General features: G+C 46.4%; 12 protein-coding genes and 1 pseudogene. 8 read left to right on the forward strand and 5 right to left on the reverse strand.

The window, feature by feature from the left end; genetic code table 11:
• Positions 1–313 precede the first annotated feature (313 nt).
• The 3 genes from EXU57_RS19450 (at position 314) to EXU57_RS19460 (ending at position 6,045) form a co-directional block, all read left to right on the forward strand.
• A complete protein-coding gene (locus EXU57_RS19450) occupies positions 314–3,559 on the forward strand; it encodes a SusC/RagA family TonB-linked outer membrane protein (RefSeq protein ID WP_133269924.1) in 3,246 nt (1,081 codons plus the stop codon).
• A gap of 27 nt (positions 3,560–3,586) precedes the next feature.
• Positions 3,587–5,563: a RagB/SusD family nutrient uptake outer membrane protein gene (locus EXU57_RS19455; RefSeq protein WP_133269925.1), complete on the forward strand. Its 1,977-nt coding sequence runs from the start codon at positions 3,587–3,589 to the stop codon at positions 5,561–5,563.
• 260 nt (positions 5,564–5,823) lie between these two features.
• The gene (locus EXU57_RS19460; RefSeq protein ID WP_133269926.1) at positions 5,824–6,045 is read left to right on the forward strand and encodes a hypothetical protein; all 222 of its coding nucleotides are present in this window, start codon (positions 5,824–5,826) and stop codon (positions 6,043–6,045) included.
• A gap of 346 nt (positions 6,046–6,391) precedes the next feature.
• On the opposite strand, the gene EXU57_RS19465 is transcribed toward EXU57_RS19460, so the two are convergent.
• Positions 6,392–6,952: a DsbA family protein gene (locus EXU57_RS19465; protein ID WP_133269927.1), complete on the reverse strand. Its 561-nt coding sequence runs from the start codon at positions 6,950–6,952 to the stop codon at positions 6,392–6,394.
• Between the two features lie 245 nt (positions 6,953–7,197).
• Here EXU57_RS19465 and EXU57_RS19470 point away from each other — a divergent pair, with 245 nt between their 5' ends.
• The 4 genes and pseudogenes from EXU57_RS19470 (at position 7,198) to EXU57_RS19485 (ending at position 11,498) form a co-directional block, all read left to right on the forward strand.
• The gene (locus EXU57_RS19470) at positions 7,198–7,623 is read left to right on the forward strand and encodes a winged helix-turn-helix transcriptional regulator (RefSeq protein WP_133269928.1); all 426 of its coding nucleotides are present in this window, start codon (positions 7,198–7,200) and stop codon (positions 7,621–7,623) included.
• Positions 7,624–8,204: 581 nt separating this feature from the next.
• Positions 8,205–8,942 (forward strand): annotated as a pseudogene (locus tag EXU57_RS25940) (sialate O-acetylesterase); the annotation flags it as partial.
• Positions 8,943–9,793: 851 nt separating this feature from the next.
• Positions 9,794–10,834, forward strand: coding sequence for a T9SS type A sorting domain-containing protein (locus tag EXU57_RS19480; RefSeq protein ID WP_133269930.1), 1,041 nt, complete (start codon positions 9,794–9,796; stop codon positions 10,832–10,834).
• A gap of 331 nt (positions 10,835–11,165) precedes the next feature.
• Positions 11,166–11,498 (forward strand): hypothetical protein, encoded by a 333-nt coding sequence (locus EXU57_RS19485; protein WP_133269931.1) that lies wholly within the window; start codon positions 11,166–11,168, stop codon positions 11,496–11,498.
• On the opposite strand, the gene EXU57_RS19490 is transcribed toward EXU57_RS19485, so the two are convergent.
• From EXU57_RS19490 to EXU57_RS19505, 4 genes are all read right to left on the reverse strand, one after another.
• The gene (locus tag EXU57_RS19490; protein ID WP_133269932.1) at positions 11,495–13,108 is read right to left on the reverse strand and encodes a dockerin type I domain-containing protein; all 1,614 of its coding nucleotides are present in this window, start codon (positions 13,106–13,108) and stop codon (positions 11,495–11,497) included. The two genes, EXU57_RS19485 and EXU57_RS19490, sit on opposite strands and share 4 nt — an antisense overlap.
• A gap of 27 nt (positions 13,109–13,135) precedes the next feature.
• A complete protein-coding gene (locus EXU57_RS19495) occupies positions 13,136–14,716 on the reverse strand; it encodes a DUF1501 domain-containing protein (RefSeq protein ID WP_133269933.1) in 1,581 nt (526 codons plus the stop codon).
• 287 nt (positions 14,717–15,003) lie between these two features.
• Positions 15,004–16,746, reverse strand: a complete 1,743-nt coding sequence (locus EXU57_RS19500) for a DUF1800 family protein (RefSeq protein ID WP_133269934.1) — start codon at positions 16,744–16,746, stop codon at positions 15,004–15,006.
• Between the two features lie 41 nt (positions 16,747–16,787).
• Entirely contained in the window at positions 16,788–18,302 is a 1,515-nt protein-coding gene (locus EXU57_RS19505; protein ID WP_133269935.1) for a tail fiber domain-containing protein, read from the reverse strand.
• 124 nt (positions 18,303–18,426) lie between these two features.
• On the opposite strand from EXU57_RS19505, the gene EXU57_RS19510 reads away from it, so the two are divergent.
• Positions 18,427–21,555 carry a SusC/RagA family TonB-linked outer membrane protein gene (locus tag EXU57_RS19510; protein WP_133269936.1) on the forward strand — a complete coding sequence of 1,043 codons (3,129 nt, stop codon included), beginning with the start codon at positions 18,427–18,429 and terminating at the stop codon, positions 21,553–21,555.
• Position 21,556: the final 1 nt, after the last annotated feature.

The raw sequence follows: 21,556 nt of genomic DNA on the forward strand, positions 1-21,556 counted from the left end.
TAAAGCAAGAAGCAGCATGATAACAAATAGCAGTCCTGTCAAGCTCAAACAGCCGATGACTATTGGCAATCCTCTTGAGCTTTCGAGAGGAGTTGCATAGAAGTGCGACGCAACGGCTGTCTTCACAGAGAACCTGAAGTTGGGTCCATAAAAAATTTTAAAGAGGTACTGCATGGGAATTTATGCAGTACCTCTTTTTTATTAGCCGGAAGCCGGGGGAAGCATTTTGTGCAGCATAGTGCAGGACAGTATGGTCTCAGAAGTAACTAGATTTAGTTTTCTTTAACACTTCTCTAAACGAAAAGCTTCCATCATGAACGAAAGATTACGCCTGGTGCGAAAGGTGATCCTGATGTCACTGTTTTTTCTCTTTTTTTCTATTGCCGCACTAGCGCAAACCGGAACCACTGCCAAAACGATAACGGGTAAGGTAACCGACGAACAAGGTAAAGCGCTTGAAGGAGTTACGGTTACCATAAAAGGTACTTCGGTAAGTGCAGCCACTAATGCCAGTGGCAATTTCACGCTTAATGCCCCGGCCAATGCGACCCTTGTATTTACTTCCGTTGGATTTGCTGAACAGGAAATTGATGTTGAGAACCGATCCAGCATTAGTGCCAGCTTGAAAAGCAGTTCCAGCGCCCTCACCGATGTGGTTGTAGTTGGGTATGGAACGCGCAAGAAAACCGATGTAACCGGTGCGGTCGCCTCAATTACCGGAGAGAAACTACGGTCGGTACCTACAACCAACCTTACCTCTGCCCTGCAGGGACGTGTTGCGGGGGTTGAAGCAATGGCGACCTCATTCAGGCCGGGTTCGGGTTCCCGGATCCGTATTCGCGGAAACCGTTCGCTTAATGCATCTAACGAACCGTTGTACGTTGTTGACGGTGTACCGGTAAGCTATACAATTGATGATATGAGCCCGCTGGATATCGAAACGATCGACGTGCTAAAGGACGCCTCATCTACCGCCATCTATGGGGTGAGGGGTGCAAACGGTGTTGTACAGATAACTACGAAAAAAGGCAGGGCCGGGAAAGTATCAGTGCAATATGAAGGCAGTACTTCATTCGACAATATTCTTAAGCACCTTCCGGTTTTTAATGCCGTACAACTGACCGACAGCTGGAGGCAGGCCTTTTTTGCAGATAGGGTGTACAACTTCGCACAAAATACAACCAGCCCCAACAACTACTTTCCAAATGCAGCTGCTGATGCGAAACTGTTTGGCGGTACTACCGGCAATGCCATGTGGGAGTTTGTAAAAGATGCTTACCAGTTTACCACGTTTGATCGCGTGAACAACATATATATCGCAGCTAAGCGACCTACCACCCCGGAAGAAAGGGCATTACTGGCTAACCTGGGATTACCGGTCTTAGATGAAGTAGATGCATATGATCCTTCTAAAATAAAGAGCTTCGACTGGCAAAAAGAAGCAATCCGCCAGGGGGTAACCAACAATCAAAGCATTAACCTTTCTGTGGGCAGTGAAAAGGTGCGCGCCAGCTTTGGTGGCTCGTATTTCAAACAAAAAGGGATTGAATACGGCCAGGATTATACTCGTTATACCATTAGTAACAACACCGAGTTTAAACCGGTCAAGTTCCTCACGTTTGGTAACAGCATAACTTTTTCGAACAGCATACAAAATGTTGGACCGAGTTTATATGCAAATGCATCGGGCATGTTGCCGATTACAAAACCGTACGACAGCCTCGGCAACTTTGATCTTTACCCGAACGATGACCAGCAAATTGTAAACGGTCTTAATGATGTAAATACCGTTTTTAACGAAATAAAGGCAAACAGGATATTTGGAAACCTGTATGCAGAAGTCAGCCTGTTTAAAGGGCTTAAATACAGAACCGTTTTTGGTCTGGATTATCGGAATACCCGCCAGGGGCGTTTTAATGGCGCTATTTCTTCTGTGCGCCAGGGCGCTCCCGCCAATGCCAGCTATGGCATTTACAACAACCTGTCGTGGACATACGACAACATCCTGAATTATGATCTCAAGATTAAAAATGACCACACCTTTAACGTTACCCTGTTGCACGAGATGCAGAGTCTTAACCGAACCGACAGCCTGACGATGAATGGTGAAAACCTGATTTTCGAACAGCAAAAATGGTATTCGCTTAACCGGAATACCTCGGGGACTGTAACAGGGACGGGAGCTTTTAGCTCACAACAGCTCCTGTCGTTCATGGGTCGTGTTGAATACGGTTATAAAAGCAGGTACCTGTTGACCTTAAGTAACCGTTACGACGTGTCCTCAGTACTGGCTGCCGGTAAGCAGGGTGAATACTTTCCTTCGGCTGCTTTCGCCTGGAGGGTGGATAATGAGCAGTTTTTCCGCAGTCAAAATCTTTTTACTTCTGCCAAACTGCGCGTTGGTATCGGCCGGGTTGGAAACGCCTCGATTGAGCCCTATCAAACCAACGGTCCTTTACAGTTTACGTTATACAACTGGCTAAATGGAAATGCCGCTATTGGCCTGGCGCCAACCACCTTTAGGGTTCCTGACCTGACCTGGGAAAAAACAACAACGCAAAATTTGGGTATTGAATTCGGCATGTTTAAAAACAGGATCAATGCAACGATCGACCTGTACAAAAGTTCCACTACCGACGTATTGCAGCGCATGACCATACCGGCAACCAATGGGGTTACCAACATGCTAGTAAACCTTGGCGAGGTAAGTAACAAAGGGATTGATATTGCAGTGTCAACGGTTAACTTCAACACGCCACGCGGGTTCAGGTGGACAACTGATATCGTTTTTAGTAGAAACCGTGAAGCCATTGTATCGCTTGATGAGACCGGAAGTGATAATTTGAATAATCTCTGGTTCATCGGTCAGCCCCTACGTGTTTATTACAACTACCAGTCGGGTGGTATCTACCAGTATGCGGATACCGCTAAAGGTGGTTACTTAAAAGAGTACCTCTGGAGTAAGGGGACCAATTCGAGTAATACGGCTTTTCGTCCCGGTAAAATCAGGGTCGTGGACCTCAATGGTGACACCCTCATCAACGCTGCTGATAAAACAATTCTTGGCTACGACAATGCGAAATGGACCGGTAGTCTTACCAACACAGTAAGCTACAAAAACTTTGAACTCAACTTTACCATCTACTACCGCCATGGTGGTATGTACCGGGTTCCCCGACCCGGAATGGTTGGCCGTTATCAATCGAGCTATGCGAATTACTGGACGCCAACGAACCCATCGAACGAATACCAGCAACCTACGCGTACATCCGACATTCCGCTGTACTGGGAAGCATTGGGATACCGTAATGGGAGTTTTGCACGGGTAAGAAACATTTCACTTACTTACCGGCTGCCGGAGTCGATTGTTTCGAGATTAAGGGCCAGCAATATGGCTGTTTATGTAAATGCTGTTAATCCTTTCCTGTTTCATAAGGCATCCGATTACGATCCTGAAACAATACAGTACACCGAACAATTTGCTGCTTCTACAGGTAACCCCGGTCCTGGTTCTTACAGTTACAGAAGTGTCGTTATTGGTGTGAGACTTGGACTATAAACATTAATCATTATTCAACGTATTATAATGAAAACAGTATTTAACCTTTTTGCACCCGTTGCCATTTTGGTGATGCTAGTTGCAACTTCGTGTAAGAAATTTATAAAGGAAGAACTCGTTACCACGCTTACTGAAGATTATTACAAAACTGATGCTGGTATCGAGGACCTGATTAAGTCGGCTTATGTGCCATTACGATGGAAGTTTGAAGGTGAACAGGCGTATGCCCTTTGGAACTTTGGTGTTGATGAATTCAGGTTGGGCGACCAATTTAACAGCGAACACTTTAATACCTATAACTCAAACCTGAATTCCAATGGTAACGATGGTTTTCTCAATGGACTTTGGATCAACTATTATGCGGGCATCAACCGTTGTAACCTGGGAATAGATTATGTATCGTCGTTTTCCGATGCGGCCTCTACAAGGCTGGGAGCACAGACCCAACGCAATTTGCGGATCGCCGAATTGAAGTTCCTGCGTGCATTTTACTACTTTACCCTGGTTCAACAATTTGGCGGTGTGCCATTGGTGGTTGATCCCCCAAAGGAAGCGCGTAGTGAATTTCCGCGTGCAAGTGTTGCGCAGGTTTACGAACAAATTATGGCCGATTTCAGGGCTGCCGGTCCTGCTTTACCATGGAAGGCTGGGGGAGAACCTGGCAGGGCGAGCAGGGCTGCGGCATATCATTTCCTCGCTAAGGCATATTTAACCAGGGGAAGCGCGGTGACCGAGGTAAGAGGTCAGAAGCCGACAGACATGGATAGTGCCATTGTGTTTGCCGATTCTGTTATCCGGTTTAGCGGACATGCACTGGAGTCTAACTTCGGGAACCTTTTTAATGCTGCCTACGCCAATCACCAGGTGCCTGCTGTTGGAAGCGATGGAACACCACCTTCCGGTTCAGTTGCGACAATCAATGCCAATAACAACAGCAACGAAATCATCTTTGCCGCCCAATTCAGTCAAAACCTTGCGCTTGCAAGCTCACAGAACAACCAGACGCATCTGTACTTTATTACCCAGTACGACGCTGGTATTGCCATCCCGGGCATGACACGGGATTTCTTTAATGGCAGGCCTTTCAGAAGATTGCGCCCAACAGACTACACCATCGACATTTTTGACTGGCAAAACGACTCCAGGTTTTTCAAGACATTCCAGACGGTGTATTATCGTAACGTAGCTTCAAATACGGGTTTGCCAACCTTTACCGCGGCTAACGCCCCTTCTCCTGATCTCATTGGTAAACCCAGGGTTGGAATTGGTGATACTGCTGCTTTGTTTATCGTTAATAAACCTTCGCAGGCGCTGCTTACAACTGATATCGACCGGTTCCGCTATTATAGAACCTATGTGCGTTATAAAAGAGCCAATCCTACGGCCCCGATTACTTCGGATTGGAACGACAACAAATACCTGAGCATGATCAAATTTCTTGATCCTGTGCGCTTAACCAATACGGCCAATGAGGCAAGGGGAATAAGAAACGGAACCCTTGCACGACTTGCTGAAACCTACCTTGTTCTTGCAGAAGCCTATGGCAGGAAAGGGGATTTTGCGAACGCCCTGGTTAATATAAACATCATAAGAACACGTGCAGCTTATAAAGCCGGTGAGCCTAAGAACCCGCATAATTGGCTTGTGTATGGTCAGCCATACAACGATCTTTCGTCAACAGCCCCTGCAATGCAGGCCACTACTGCTTTGTTTACAACCAATGCACCAAGCGAATTGTATCCGGCAACTACTGCAAACAGGTTTGTTGAATTTATGCTGAACGAAAGAACCCGCGAGTTGTGCGGTGAATTGTATCGCTGGGAAGATCTTGCACGTACGGAAACGTTTTTCAACCGCACCAAAGCTTTCAATCCTGATGCTACAAACGTTGCCCCTTACCATAAGCTGAGGCCAATTCCTTTGCCTCAAATTATTTCGCAAACAAAAGGTGGCAGGCCACTGACATCAGGGGATATCAGTAGCTACCAAAATAGTGGATACTAAAACAAATCATTTTTAAATATCAAAAAAACCGGCAACTCAGCCGGTTTTTTTGTTGTAAGTCCGTGGAAAAAGTGGGTTTGATTGCAATATGGTTTAATCTTTTTCACTGTTCTGCAAATGCGTTTTTTGCATTAATCAAGTATGTAAATTGTAGGGCAACAGGAGTTGAACCTGATACAAGCCCGCCCTGTTGCAGGTACAATAATTGAATGCGTTTTAAAGGGGGATTTCGACCTTGAGGACTTGATGAAAAGCTCATCATGACAGCAGGTGCGACCTCAGCATTCAATATCTATAAAGCCAATATAATGAACAACCATGCACATGGGGCAAAGGTGATCTGTATGTCGCAGGTCAGGCCCATCAACCAGGCGGTACTTAAAATTATGCGAAAGGAGAGACCGGTTAAGATCAGGCCACTTTGGCTTGCGCAGCTGGTTAAGTCCGTAAGGAATTACTGTTACGATCTTGAACTATTTTGATTCTTAATTACTCGAGTTCATTATGCCCCGATTGCAATCCCGCCCCCTTTGACATGGCAGGAATACTAAGTTGCGGATGAGCGAAACCGGGGGATGGAAACCTATTAGCATGCCGTGCAGTGGAAGGAGTATTGGGGCATACCAAACACACAAAGCATTTGATTGCGGACGTTGATACTGAGATTCAGCGTTCAGAATCGCAAGAATGAATCCATAAAAAAAGCCGGCAATGCCGGCTTTTTTGTGAATATGATTTAGGCACTGAGCCTTGATGAAGAAAGATGGCGCCCGGATATTGAGACAATGCTTCAAACCGGAACCAGCGACTATAATGCAATAGGAGTTATTAGGCTTCAGCTTTTACTTTTGCTTTCTTCTTATCAATAATGCCCTGAATGTGTGCGCTCAGGTTTTTATACGTCGGCTCCTGTTCAAATTTCTGCCCATTGATAAAAAAGGCAGGAACTGTTTTCACGCCGAGCTTAATGCCTTCGCGAAGATCATCCTGCACATAAACCCCGTAAGTGCCATTGATAAGCTCATCGAGGAACTTCTTGTTAATAACGCCGGCTTCCCGCGCGTGCGACTTAAGGCTTATTACTCCCAGGTTCCGGCGATTTTGAAACAGTTCAACGTGCATTTCCCAGAACTTGCCTTCTTGTCCGGCGCCAATTGCCGCTTCTGCTGCCTTGTGTGCTTTTTGGTGAATTTTAAGTAATGGAAAGTGACGAAAGCTAAACCTCACCGTTCCTGCAAATACATCCAGAATTTTCGCAACGGTCTCTACTGTATCAGCGCATGCTTCGCTTTCATAATCACCAAATTGGGTGAGGGTTATTGGTGCATTTACATCCCCTGTAAAAATATCTTTTGGTTCAATTACCTCTACAATCTCTTTGATTTTCATAAATGGTTTCCCTTTTAGAGATCTATACCTTGTATCTTAATTCAACCGTGGATTATATAAAACAGCAGAATGCTAAACTGCGATGAGAAAATTTATGATTTCAGGGCCCCTGCCCATTTTCTCAAATACATAACTTTGTGTTGAAACGGAAGATAAGTATGTAAATCTTACTTAGTTATTTAAAGTAACTCAAAGATACATTTTTTTCGTTTATTCACCAAAAGGGCACAGCTAAAGAAGAGATCATGAGCGCGCAAGATACTGACATACAGGCTTCTATAACAAGTGAACGAATTGCAAATGTTCTGAAGAGCAGATGTACAAAAGAAAACCTGTGCCCGGTTAAAGACATACTTGCCAATTATGGCGATAAATGGTCGATGTATACTGTGCTGCTTTTGGGTCAATATGGCAAGATGCGGTTTAAGGAATTAAAATCAGGGATACACGGCATATCTCAGCGAATGCTCACTGTTACCTTGCGTACCCTTGAAGAAGATGGTATTGTTATCCGAACCATTTATCCCGAAATCCCTCCAAAAGTAGAATACGAATTGTCCCACCTGGGTTATAGTCTGATGCAGCGGATCGTGGAACTTGCAAGTTGGGCGGATGAACACCTGCCCGAAATATTGCGGGCCCGGAAGAAATATCAGCGCAGGACGGTTTAGGGCTTTTTGCGTGTCCGATCGGGATATCTTTCTACCTGAAAATAGCATTCGAAAGTAACCGTTTGAGCCTTGCAGAAAATCTTTAAAATAAATTTTTACCCGCAAGCAATATTCAACTTCAAGGTTGTAATTGGGCCCATCTCTCTCTTTTTTAGTGCTATTTTCCTCAAAATTAGTGGTAAGTCCAGGAGCATTTCCACGCGTTGTTGGCAACTTATTCAAATTTATACCTCATTGTAACACGCTAGAGATTATTGCATTAGGCCTTAGTCTTGTTTCGGTTATTATTATTTCGCCTGCTGGCGCCAGCATTTTCCCGCAGTTCATTTCTCCAGATTAATGATTTCCATCTTTATTGTGCATGAAGGTGTTAAAGCCATTTTTTTAGTGATATGAACGATGGCAAAAAAGGGTTAAAGGATAGCTGTAAAAGGTTTTCAAAAAACAAAGCTTAAACGCTCCCGTTTGTAATAGCAGATAAAATCCTTTATATGAAAAACTTTCACTTTTTTACTTTCCTCTTTGTTCTTTTCATCACTGGTGGTCTTTGTGCTCAAACTACTACTGTACCGTTTTACATTATGATCGGTCAGTCAAACCTTGGTTGGGCAACTGCAAACGACATGAACACGCAGCAGGCCGCTTCTTACAAAGGCCTTATACCAAATACCGAGATATGGAACCCTGCTGTTGGCGCTTTCTCCGCAGTATGGCAGCCGTTGAATGTGGGTGTTAATACAGCTCCTGAAAACCTTGTTTCTCCTACACAATTTGGCCCGGAGGCATCATTGTTTGCAAGCCTTCAAAACCAGAACAACACAAAGCGCCTGGTGTATAAGCAAAGCCAGGGTGGAACAACATTGGCCGGCGACTGGAGACCACCTTCCGCAGGACAGTACATTTGGCAAGCAGGTTACAGGTACCAGCAGTTTACACAATGGTTAGAGCTTGCAGTTACACAGGCTGAAGCAAAAGGTTACAAACTGGATCTTAAAGGTATTATCTGGATGCAAGGTGAAGATGACTCGAAAACTCTGGCTGACGCAAGCGCATACCTTCAAAACCTGCAAGGTTTCTTTACAGCCCTTGACAATATCTGGAAGGGTTATATCAACAGGTTCAATTTTCCTGCTAACCCTTACAAAAAAGTAGTTGGTCGTATATATGCTCCAACAGGTTATCCTTACCGTGAGTTAGTGCGTTCGGCTCAGCAGGCGTATTGCGACAACCCGGCTAACAATGCAGTGATGATCAATTGCGACAGCTATCCCCTGCAGGACTGGGTACACTACAATGCAACCGGACAGATCCAGTTTGGTAACGACATTTTCAACAGCACGTCATTTGAAGGCCCGGCTATACCAGTAGCACCGAGCGTAACTTTCTCAGGAAAAGTTTTTCTTCAAGGTGCTTACAATCCACAAACAGGATTGATGAACAACGCACTTAACACAAACGGCATCTTACAGGCATCAGCAACGGCTCATCCTTACTCAGGAGCGCCATTCACTTATACCGGAACAGAAGTAGTTGGAAGTGGTTTTTATGCCGCACACAACAACATCGTTGACTGGGTTTTAATTGAACTTCGTGACGCTATTGACGCAACAAAAATCGTTGCAAGAAGAGCAGCTTTCGTACAACGTGATGGCACCCTGGTTGAAACAGATGGTAGCAACACCCAAATCACTTTCGCAGGTGTACCAAAAGGTAACTATTATGTAGCAATTGCTCACCGTAACCACCTCCGCATCCGTTCAGCATCAACTGTTAACTTCAGTACCGGTGCAGGTAGCTATGACTTCACTACAGCTGCATCCAAGTCGCACCAAAACCTTGCTTATACCTCTACCGCGCTAATGGGTAATGTATATGTGATGAGGGGCGGAAATGCAAACCTTAATGTGAATGTTAAGTACAACGGTCCATCAAACGACCAGGATTTTATCCAAAATATTCAACTCCGCGGTTCGATATCAATGGTGATGAACGGTGTTTACTCAAGCAACGACATCAACATGGATGGTAATATCAAAACAAATGGCCCAAGTAACGACCAAAACTTCCTGTTGAATATCGTACTAGGCGGCTTCATCGGATCTGTATACAACGAACAAATGTAATCGTACCCCACTTTATCCAATTCAATATCCAGTTCAAACCAATAGTCATGAAACATCTCTATCTGTCTTTAGTATTCTCTGCTCTTGTAAGTATATGTTTTGCTCAGCCTAAAATGCAGGCTACCATTAAACCGGGTAACACCGTAAGAACCGTTGATGTTTACCTGAAAGCTACTCAGTCGTTTTCTCAAAGGGATGAAGCCATGACCTTTGCCATTGCGATCCCGGCAACCGTTTCAGCCGGCCCAACCCTTGGTTCTTCAGGGGTAACGGCAAACAGCCTTGGCCCGATTGCGAACATTGCGGGATTGCAACCGAATTTCCTGGTGAACAACCTCGGTACAACCCAGCGCGAAGTATTTGTAAGCAAGCAAACGATTGATGGTGTTCCGAGCTATATCTACACATTCATATTTGCAGGTACTGCTCCGGTTCTTCACAACTGGGTAGCAGGAGAAGAACAGCAGATTTTTAGTATCCAGTTTAATGGTTGTACTTCTAATTGCCTGCCGCAAACGCAGCAGTTGGTCAACCTGCCAAACGGTGGTGATTTTGGGATCTCTTACTGGTATTTCCAGGCAAATACAATCAGCGATATCACGGACTATGCAAATCCTTTTTATGCTAACCCCAAGTCGGAAGCACCTTCAAATGGTGGAGGTACTAACGGAACAACGCTCTCAACTGTTCGCCTCGCCACTCCCGTGTCACTGGCCAGGGAGTCAAAAACATCTATCGCCGGTACTTTAAAAGCACCAGTTGAAAGTACAACAACCATTAGCAGGGTTACAATCGCAGCCTCAATGGAAAGTGTTAGCGCCATGATCACCGACGGAAAAGCAGATGTACAGGTTTATCCAAATCCAATTGAAAATGGAGTTGCAAACCTGAAGATGATCAACCAACCAAAAGGTGTTTATTCGGTTAAGTTGTTGAATGCAGTAGGCCAGGTTGTAGTTACAAAACAGGTTGCCCACAATGGTGGAAGCAGCAATCACAGCATTGCACTCACAAACATTGCGAAAGGATATTACATTATGGAAGTAACGGGTGTAAACACAAAGAAAGCAATCAAGATTGTTTATTAATAGCGGGATTTATCGACCAGGCTTTAAGTGAAAGTTATAAAAGAGAACGCACCGGGTACGGAGCGTCCTCTTTTTTTGTGCCTGGTTATCCGCCATGCCAACTTCGCCTGTGCAGATGTTGTCAAACTCGCACATGCAGGTGTTGTTACCCCGCCTGTGCAGGTGTTGTCACCTGCACCTACACCCATGCAGGTGTTGTTACCTGCACCTTCACCCATGCAGAACTCGCCTGTGCAGGTGTTGTCACCTGCACTCTCAACTATGCATTATTTGCCCATAAAGGTGTTGTCGCCTCCGTCCATGCAGGTGTTGTCACCTGCACCTTTCACGTATGCAGGATTCGCCCTTGCAGGCGCTGTCACCCGCCCGTGCAGGTGTTGTCCCCCGGCCTGTGCAGGTATTATCACCTGCACCCTTCACCAATGCAGGACTCGCCCGTGCAGGTGTTGTCCCCCGGCCTGTGCAGGTATTATCACCTGCACCCTTCACCAATGCAGGACTCGCCTGTGCAGGTATTGTTCCCCTTGCCTGTGCAGGTGTTGTCACCTGCACCGTTCGCACATGCAGGTGTTGTAACATGCATGCTTCCGAGAAATCAGCAGAAGCTACAGGTGGTTTAAAAATTAGTATCCGGAGAACTTTTAGGAGGAAGTTAGTCGCCTAGTTGGGAAGGCTGCTTCTTATATTGAGGTTTACTGTTCTTGCACCCAGGCTGCCACTTGCAGACGACGAGATGCTAAGCTTGGTGAGACTTACGTCGGTGGCATTGATGCTGTTGCTGAGGTTTACATCTACGGGAGAATACCCGGTTGCGGAGGCGGCAATGGCCGACTTAATAGCACTAACATCCGTAGCGTTGATAACGCCATTCTTATTAGCATCGCCGGGCCATAGCGCATATTTGCTGTCGCCGCCAACAAGGGTCACCGGGCTAACGGGTGAAGACGGATCTTTATACGTAGATGCAAGCGATGTGAAGTCGTTGTCAAATGTTCCCAATGCATTCGATGGAATTAGATTGCTTAGTACACCAAGGTGGTTCATGTGGCGAACCGCCATAAAAGCCGGACCCTGCTTCGAAATGTCGAAGCTTACCGGGGTTAGTCCATCCGTGTCTACGATGGTGCCATTGTTAAGCAAAAATCCAGCTTTTCTTCCGATGATTGTTGAGGAGCCCGCATCTGCCGGGAGCCCGCTTGCCGGTTTGCGTAATTCAACCAACACCCAGTCTACAACATTGCTGTTTGGAATTGCCGTTACCGACTCGTTGCCGGTATAACTAAAAGGATCGGTGTTAAAAGGTTGGGCGAGCGGCAGGGCACCTCCGTTGTTAAGTGCGGTATTCATGGTTGCTCCGTTCCATGGCCCGGCCAGGATAGCGGATATATTGAAGGAATACCTGGGGTCAGCAAGTTTCCATTCGTTATTCGCAAAGATGTTTGCGGGGATAGCTGTAGAACTTACCTCGGTTGATGATGGGTTAACCGTATTGCCGGTCAGCTTGCCGTTCCATTCTGCTGCGCCGGAATAGTACCAGGGAACAAGGTTGTTTTCGGTATTGGTATTTAGCTCGGGCTGCGCATAGGGAAAGTTTACGTCGGCCGTGTAATTTGTTCCGCCTGCGGGATTAAAAAAGAAGTAACGTTTAACCTCGCGCTCATTCCCGGAAGGATCTCCATTTGCAAGCATGTTGACCATAATGGCTTCAGGCGAAGTTCCGTTGTTGGTTCTGACAGACATGTTGGCCTGGTGGAAAATTACGGTGTTTCCATTTGTCCAGTTGGTGCGCCGCACCTTACCGATGACCTGCATACCATTGCCAAAGCTAAAGATTGCAGCTGCAGGTGCAATCAATTCGAAAGCAGTTGCGGGGTTTGTAGTTAAGCCGCCCGAATTAAGTTCGAACCTGGAAAGCACGTTTGTATTTGCTGCCAGTGTAACCAGCCCGCCAGAAGCTTTGTTAACGATAAGGTTATTTACACCTGCAGTGCCTGTATTCAGCGTTACTTGTCCGGCTCCGCTTAAAATAAGTGAGTCGCGGTTGTTTGTGGAATTGTACGTACCACTGTTTACAAAATTTCCCTGCACCGTTATCACCCCGTCATTTGAAAATGAACTGCTGCCGGCATTGGTAAAATCCGATGCGCAGAACAGGGAACCACCTGCAGTAATCTTCATTACCGAGCCGTTATTGTACAGCTGGGCCGAGGCCGATGACTTTACGATAGCGGCCAGCAGGAGTGCGGTAAACAGCTTAGGTATAAAACGCGTCATAGTTTGCTTTGATACTTTAGGAAAGCGCTAGTCAACTTTAAGTACGGCTTTCATCTGGCTCTTATTTCCATTTTGAAAACGGATATAATATACCCCGAGTTTCAGCCGACCCATATCAACCCTTTGTGTTCCGGTGGTGGGGCGATCAAATGTTTTCTCCATGATGGTGCTGATGATATGACCATCTTTATCGACCAGTTGCATCAGCGTATGACCACCATCAGTTTTAAATTCAACAGTTGTGGAGTTGATGACCGGATTTGGATAGTTTTTGACCAGGACTTCAGGCGCTGTTCTACCACCTTGTGGGAGACATTCTACGTTGGAACAAACATCAATTTGGGGGAAGGTCCGGAACATTTCGGACAACAAACTTGGCTCATCCTGGCACAGCCACCGTTTTAGTAAGGACGAATAGATTGAACGGAAGTCGGTTTGGAATGGAATATTATCGTTAACCGAAGCGGCTGAAGGTATAATGGGATTTGCGCCAACGATACCACCGGTAACCGGAGTTCCGAAGAGGAACATGGGTGCTGCCGCCCCGTGGTCAGTACCCATGCTTGCATTGCTCTTAATCCGACGGCCAAATTCACTAAAGGTCATACCAATCACCTTATTGTCTTTGTTCATCAGCTTAAGGTCGGTGTGGAAGGCTTTTACGCTATCGCCTAAGATGGCCAGCTGGTTAGCATGAGTACCGGTCGAGGTATCAGAAGCATTTACCTGGTTGGCATGCGTATCGAACCCCGAATAGTTAACCGCGTAAATTTTTGTTTTCAAGCCACCGTTGATCAGGCGCGCTACAATCTTCAATTGGTTTGCAAGGGTATTGTTGGGATAGGTTGCTTTGTTGGCATTTCCGGGGATGTTATACGAGGTTTTGATAACGTTGGAAAAGATCTCCGATTGTTTTGAAATCTGGCGAACATAGGCCAGGCGTTCTCCTGCCGGTGTATTTGGGACAGCGTCTTCAACATCGTTAACGAAATTGAGGAAGTTGTCGGGATTGCTGATGGTAACACCCATCTGCGAATTGGGGCCTAATATAGCCAGCGAGGTAGAGGAACCAAACTGAACAGCCAGTGGATCGGGCATTGATCCCGATGGATAACCATTGGGGTAACCAGGGTACTCAAGGTTGAGGTACCTGCCTGCCCAGCCATTGGAAATGTATTCATCCTGGTTGCTCGCACTTAGCCAGATATCGGTGGCGCGGAAGTGCGAGAAGTTCGGGCTGGGATATCCTGCAGATTGCACGATGCAAACCTTGCCATCATTGTAAAGGTCACGTAATCCACCCAGGGCGGGATTGAGCCCTGTAGCGGATGTACCGGTTAAGGCCAACACCTTATTTTCTGCAATGGCAATATTGCTTCGCGCATTGAAGTAATTGGAATACTGATCGAGCGGGATAACGGTATTCAATCCGTCGTTACCTCCCGCCATTTGTATGATTACCAGGATGTGGTCCGTTTGTACGACAGAGGTGTACAAGTTGTGAAGCATACTTCCCTCACCATAGGCTTTCATGTTGAAGCCATTGATGAGTCCGGGAAGAGCCACCGCTGATGCTGCTGTATTCCTGAGAAATTTTCTGCGCTGCATTGTATTGAGAATGAAAGGTGATATTAAAACCTGAACCCAGAGAACTTTTTTACTGACGTGTTTTGAGTCAGGTAACCTGGTGTTCTATTGTAACTGTTTTTGATCTGTTGTTCTAAACTGTTGCCATGAAAAGATGCGGTACAAGTGAGTGACACAACCGGGGCTCAATTGAAAGCGTCTGCTGGTCACCAAAAAAATCCTATCAGTTGTCGTGTTTATGATGGTGTTCGTTTGCTGGTTGCTGCACATTTCTGTACTGGTCATGTCGGCTTCGTAATCGCTCTATTTTACATCAGGTGGTATTCCTCCAAAAACAGGAAGTAATTACAAAGACTCTTTAGCCTCGTGGTTACCTCGTTGATGTTGGCCTGGCTATTCGGGCTCGCCATGTAGTTGTCCCATGCTGTCGTCCAGTAACTATCGGTTGTTTGACCCGTAAGCAGCGTATCTTTTTTGATTTGCGCCTTGGCGGTATCGCTTAGCGGCATGCGCAGGAAGTAGGTTACAAAGTCCTGGATCAGCACATTAGGGTCCGATGGTTTACTCATTCTTTTGGCTATCGAAATTGGATCGATCTGAAGTCGTTGATTGCTGTTGGTATAACCGTTAAGGATAGTGGTGATAAACGTTCGGCGTTTTGTATAGGAGTCGGTGTCGAGCCATGATTTATCGTAAAGCGGCTCCTGGTAGTATGCCTGCCAACCGGAGACATTAGGCGGATCGCCAAGGCTTTGGTTCATGGCGGCCATGGTTGTTGTTCCAAGGTAGCCGAGCATGCGGTATTGAATAACACTGTTTGCAGCAGGCGGTAATTTGATCTTCATTTCCCTTACCATACCTACGATGAAGTCTGCGGGGCTTTTGATCATCGCACCCTGTGTCAATACATCAAAAAAGTGCTCGCTTTTGAACAGCGCGCTAAGCACCGGCTTAAGTTCGTAATTATTGTTACGGAAAACGGCAGCAAGCGGAACGATAACGTTGTTTTCAATTGTGCTGTCGATGTTACCGTAAACAAAAAAGCGGTAAAGACGCCGGCAGATGTATAAGGCAACTTCATTTGTGGCAAAGATCATGTTGAGCAACTCGTCAAGTTCATTCTGGCCGTTGACACCCGACTGTCCCGTAATGATCTTGTTGCCGTAAAATGCCGAGAACTGCTTGTTGGTGGTGTCGTGCCTGGCAGGATCAAATGCCGAGGTTGCCGTTGTTGTGTTAACGGTATAACCGGTAAGTACACGTGAGGCCGCTTTTACATCGGCTTCGGTATAACCTGAGCCCGGGCCACGCCCTATTGTAAATAGCTCTTGTAGTTCCCGGCCATAGTTTTCATCGGGTGCCGTTTTAGTGTTAAACCGGCCATTAAGGTAGATCAACATCGCAGGGTCCAGGGTGATGGCCTTGATAAGTTGCTTATAGTTCCCAAGCGCATTGGTGCGTAAGGTATTCAGGTACTTGTACAGGATCATCCCGTTTGCCACCGTGTCAAACTCAACGGTTACGTGCGAACTCAGGAACAGTAACATTTTTTCTTCGATACTGCGTGGTTGATTAATCTGCAGATTAAGCCACCAGTGTTTCAACGAGGCGGTTCTGTTTGAATTAACGCTGCCGGAGTTTGTTGGGATGTTTACCCATGTTTGTCCCACCGCAACTCCCCAGTCGGGATCGGTTGGTAACGTTGTGACCGGATCGGGTGTATAGGTTTTTAATGGCAGGCCTATGCTGGTATTGGTGGTATTCAACATCTCGTCAACCGCCTGCGAATAAGTGAGTGTGTTGAAGTAATCGACATCTTCCTTTACGGCGCCAAACGACAGGCGTTTCAAAAGGTGTATCCTTTCGTTTGTCGTCCACGTACCGGTGTAAGGGTTGAGGCCACTTTGCAGGTAGAGTGGGGTATCGGGCGCCGGTTGCTGAACCGCAGTACGCGCCGATCGCTCTTTAGCGTTGTTCTTCGTTTGAACAGCACGGTTTTTTGAAGGTGCAGAGGGTGTGATCAGCGTATTGAGAAAATTTTTCCGGTCCATAAAACTGAATTGAGAAATGTTAATTGAAACTGCGATTGATGTTATTTACCCTGTAAAGACTTTTTCAACAACTCTATTTCCTGCTGTTGCTTTTCAACAATGCTTTTAAGTTCCTGCACCGCCTTTACCAGTGGCACAACAAGCTCAGCGTAGTTGAGGCTGTAAAGCGTGTTGGCATTGTCGGGAACATTTACTGCTGATGTTTCATAATTAACCTTTTCGGCTGCTTTTAGTACTTCCTGGGCGATAAAGCCGGTGTAGCGGATCTTTTCCCGAGCCATGTTGGTGGTACGCGCCCCTTGCTTTACGCCCTGGAGTTCGTCCATCTTCTGGAGATTGTAATTATAGGTAACAGGGCGAAGCAGGCTGATAAAGTTCAGGCCTGGTACATTTTCGCGAATATTTGATTTTACCCTTTCATCGGAGGTATTTGAAAATCCAACCGGGCCGCTGATGACGGTTACACCGGTGCCACCGATCCTGATCATGTTGCTTGCCGTTACGGTTGCACCGCTTCCAAATGCTGCGGAATTGCTTACCGATGCGATGCTTGCGTCGGTATTGTATCCAATAAAAGTATTGTTGTTACCCCCTGCAAGATTTGCCCCGGCCTGGTAACCAACCATGGTGCTGTAATTAGAGGTAAGGTGACTGCTTAAGGTAAAATGACCAAGCAGGGTGTTTTGTGTACCGGTAGTAAGCGAGTAACCCGAGCGATAGCCCAGGCCAAGATTGTCGGCACCGGTAGTAACTGCCGGCAGTGCCTCGTGTCCAACGGCCACGTTTGTGGAAGCAGTCGTGTTGGCACCAAGCGCGCTTAAGCCGATACCGATATTACTGGAACCGCTGGTATTATTATCCAGGGCTGTACTGCCGATGGCTATGTTGGATGAGGCAAAGTTATTCTCAAGCGTTCTATAACCTATTGCGATGTTGTTGCTTCCTGCAACAGCGCTTGCAAGTGCACGGCTTCCGATTGCAGTGTTTTGACCACCAACGGTTAGGAGGTATCCTGCATCCGAACCGATAAGACTGTTATCGGAACCCGTTGTTAAGCTCAGGCCCGAAGAGTCACCAACCGCTACATTCGATGCGCCACTGGTCAGCCTTGCCAACGCCAGGTACCCTATTGCACTGTTGCCCGGCCCGGTTACCGCAGTATTTAATGCGCGGTTTCCCAACGACGTATTTCGCCTGGTAGAGTCTGCATCGATAAAACCCGAACGTTGATTATTGGTTCTGATAATGAATGGACTGAGGTTGGTGGTGCCGATAAAGTTGTTGGTGGCGCTTAACCCTGAATTGCCGGTGAGGCTCCAACCGGCAGTGCCGGCAAACAGGCTTGCATTACGGCGCTTCACCACCCCTGTCGCGTTAATCGTAAGAACACTGTCGGTACCGGCTCCGGAAGCAACACCTTCAATACGTAATGGATCGGGTGCTCCGGTTACATGCAGCTTGTTTGAAGGAGTTGTTGTCCCTATACCGACATTTCCCTGGCTAAATAGATTTGTTGATGTGAGAAAGATACCCAGAAACAGGAGGAAAAATTTCATATTGCAGAATGTTAAAGAAAGGTAAATACTATTCCTGCCATCATATCAGCAATGTGTATTTTTATTTTGATTTTAAGGCTCATTTAATAGGATCAAACACAACCATAAACAACAAACCTTAACTATGAAGTACATCAAAGCGCTCCTTTTCTGCGTCCTTGCCTGTTGCATTCAAACCTATGCACAGAAAGGAAAGGTGGTGACCGGAACGGTGAATTCAAAAGAAAACAACCAGGGACTTGCAACAGTCACCGTAACGGAAAAAGGTACCACTAACAGCACCGTATCCGACGCAAATGGTAACTTTTCGTTGCGGCTTACCCGCGACAATAGCTCATTGGTTTTTTCTTACGTGGGATTTGGTACAGAAGAGGTTTCTGTGGCTACGGGCGAAAATGTAAGGGTATCGCTGACTCCCGGCAGCGCAAGTCTCGACGAAGTGGTTGTAACTGCTTTTGGTATCCGGCGTGAGAAGAAAAGCTTAGGTTATACCGTTCAAACCGTAAATTCCGAAGACCTGAATGTCAACCGCCAGTCGAACGTAGTAAATGCCTTACAGGGCAAGGTTGCCGGGGTAACGATTACCAGCGGGGGCGGCGCTCCCGGGGCAGGTGCCCGGATAATGATAAGAGGAATTAATTCCCTGGATGCATCGAGGGGTAACCAACCAATCTTTATTGTTGATGGTGTGGAGGTCGACAACAGCACCAACATCACAGGTGGTGGTGACAACCGCGCAATGAGCAATCGCGCCGCGGACATCAACCCTGATGATATTGAAACCATATCGGTGCTCAGGAGTGGTGCGGCTACAGCACTTTATGGAATACGTGCCGCTAACGGTGCAATCATCATCACAACAAAGTCTGCCAGGGCTGGCCAGCTAAGGATAAATTATACCGGTACTTACGGGGTAGAAAACGTGTTAAAGACGCCAGAGGTGCAAACAAAGTTTACCAAAGGCTCCCTTGGTGTATATGATATAAACGACTTTTTCCCGTCCTGGGGTCCTACGATTGCAGCAGCAAAGGCGCTTGATCCAACACATCCTGATGAAATATATAACAACTATAAAAGAGGCTTCAGGTCAGGTTACCAAACCCGGCACACCATCAACCTTTCCGGCGGTACCGACAAGGCGCAGCTTGGCGCATCGTTATCGTATTTCGACCAAACGGGAGTATTACCGTTTAGCGACTACAAAAGTTACAATGCCCGCGTAAATGGCAATTTTAATATCAGCTCAAAAATCAAAGCCGGAGCTTCGCTGAACTTCATCAATTCCGGTGGCTCTCGTGTAAACTCCGACCGGTATGGCGAACAACTTACGTATTGGTCGCCACGTTATGATGTAATGGATTATATCAAACCCGACGGAACACAAAAAAACTACAATCGCCAGATCACGAACCCGGTTTACCAGTTGGCTACAAACCGGTTCTATGATAATGTAAACAGGATTATTGCGAGCGGTAATGTAAGTTATGCTCCTACAGACTGGTTGAATTTTGTTTACCGTTTTGGCAACGACTTCTATACCGACCAGCGAACAAGAACCGCCCCTGGTCCAAAGGGAGTTGTAGATGAATACCTTGTTGGTGACAATCTTCAGGGCTTTGTTCATCAGCATGATATTCGCAACCGGGTGATCACTTCCACCTTTATGGCCAATGTTGCTACCGACATTACTAAGGATTTATCCATCGACTTCAAGGTTGGCCATGATCTGAGGGATACCAAATTGCGGAGCGTGAGTACAACAGGCGATACGCTTATTGTACCAGAATTATATTTACTTCAAAACGCCAGACGCGTTCTGGGGACGAACCAGATCGAGGACGCCCGGATTTATGGGATTTTCGGTGACCTTACCTTTGGCTATAAAAATTTGCTATTCCTGAATGTTACGCACAGGAATGATTTCACCTCAACCTTGTCGAAAGAAAACCGGAGTTATGGCTACTCTTCAGCCAGCCTGAGCTATGTATTCAGCGATATGTTTAAACTACCCACCTGGTGGAGCTATGGTAAGTTTAAAGCGTCTTACGCCAAAGTCGGAAAAGATGCCACACCATATGCGACCACTACCGGTTTCATCACCCAGGTACCCATTGGTAATCTTGCTCCCTGGACCGAGGTAGATCGCTTAGGTAATCCAAACCTTCGTCCAGAGTTTACACAGTCGTATGAAACCGGTCTTGAGTTTCGTTTCCTTAAAAACAGGATCGGTGCCGACATTACCCTTTATCGTTCAAACAGCAAGGACCTGCTCGTTCCGGTGAAAATTTCTAATACCACCGGCTTCGATGAGGCTTATATCAATGCAGGTGAAATGGAGAACAAGGGTATTGAGATCAGCCTGAACGCTATGCCGGTAAAAACGCGTGACTTCAGCTGGAACTTTACGATCAATTATTCCTCAAACAAAAACAAAGTTGTTCGCTTAAATGAGGGGCTTACTGAGATCGTGTTTGGGGGAACTTCTACCGGCTATCTCAATTCCGGACCTAGCTTTAAGTTAATCCCGGGTTATGCATACGGTGCTTTGTTTGGGATAACCAACCGGCGTTACTACGGTGGTAAGCCGGAAGATCCAATGCTTATCGATTACGAAGCGCCATTGTTGATCGGTGCCGATGGTTTTCCAATCAGGGAAACAGATCCGAAAAAACAGAAGTACCTGGGCAATACCCAACCGCGGTATATCGCGAGTACACTACAAACACTAAACTATAAGCAATGGAGTTTGTCCTTGCTGGTCGATATTAGGCAGGGTCAAAGAAAATACAACCAGCTGGCCAATTATATGGCGGCATTTGGTATTGCAAAGTACACCGAGAACCGTACGGAAACCATCGTGTTCCCGGGTGTATTGGCCGATGGAACCCCCAACACCAAACCCGTGTACCTTGGCCAGGCCAAAGGACCCGATGGGGTAGACTACGGACAAGGTTATTATCGGAATGTTTTCCGTGGTGTAACCGAAAACTTTGTTGAGGATGCATCATGGGTAAGACTTCGTTCATTGACCCTGAGCTATGCATTGCCGACCGCATGGTTAAAAGCCACAAAGGTGTTTAATGGCGCGTCCATTTCTTTAACGGGCAACAACGTTTGGTTGTCTACAAAGTATACCGGTTTCGATCCTGAAAGCAGTTCCTTTAACGCAAGCAGCAATATTGCAGAAGGCTTCTCTGGTTTCACCTATCCTGGTGTCCGGTCGTTTTTGGCTACTGTTAACCTTCAATTCTAAA

The organism is Segetibacter sp. 3557_3 (assembly GCF_004354985.1).
Taxonomy (GTDB): domain Bacteria; phylum Bacteroidota; class Bacteroidia; order Chitinophagales; family Chitinophagaceae; genus Segetibacter.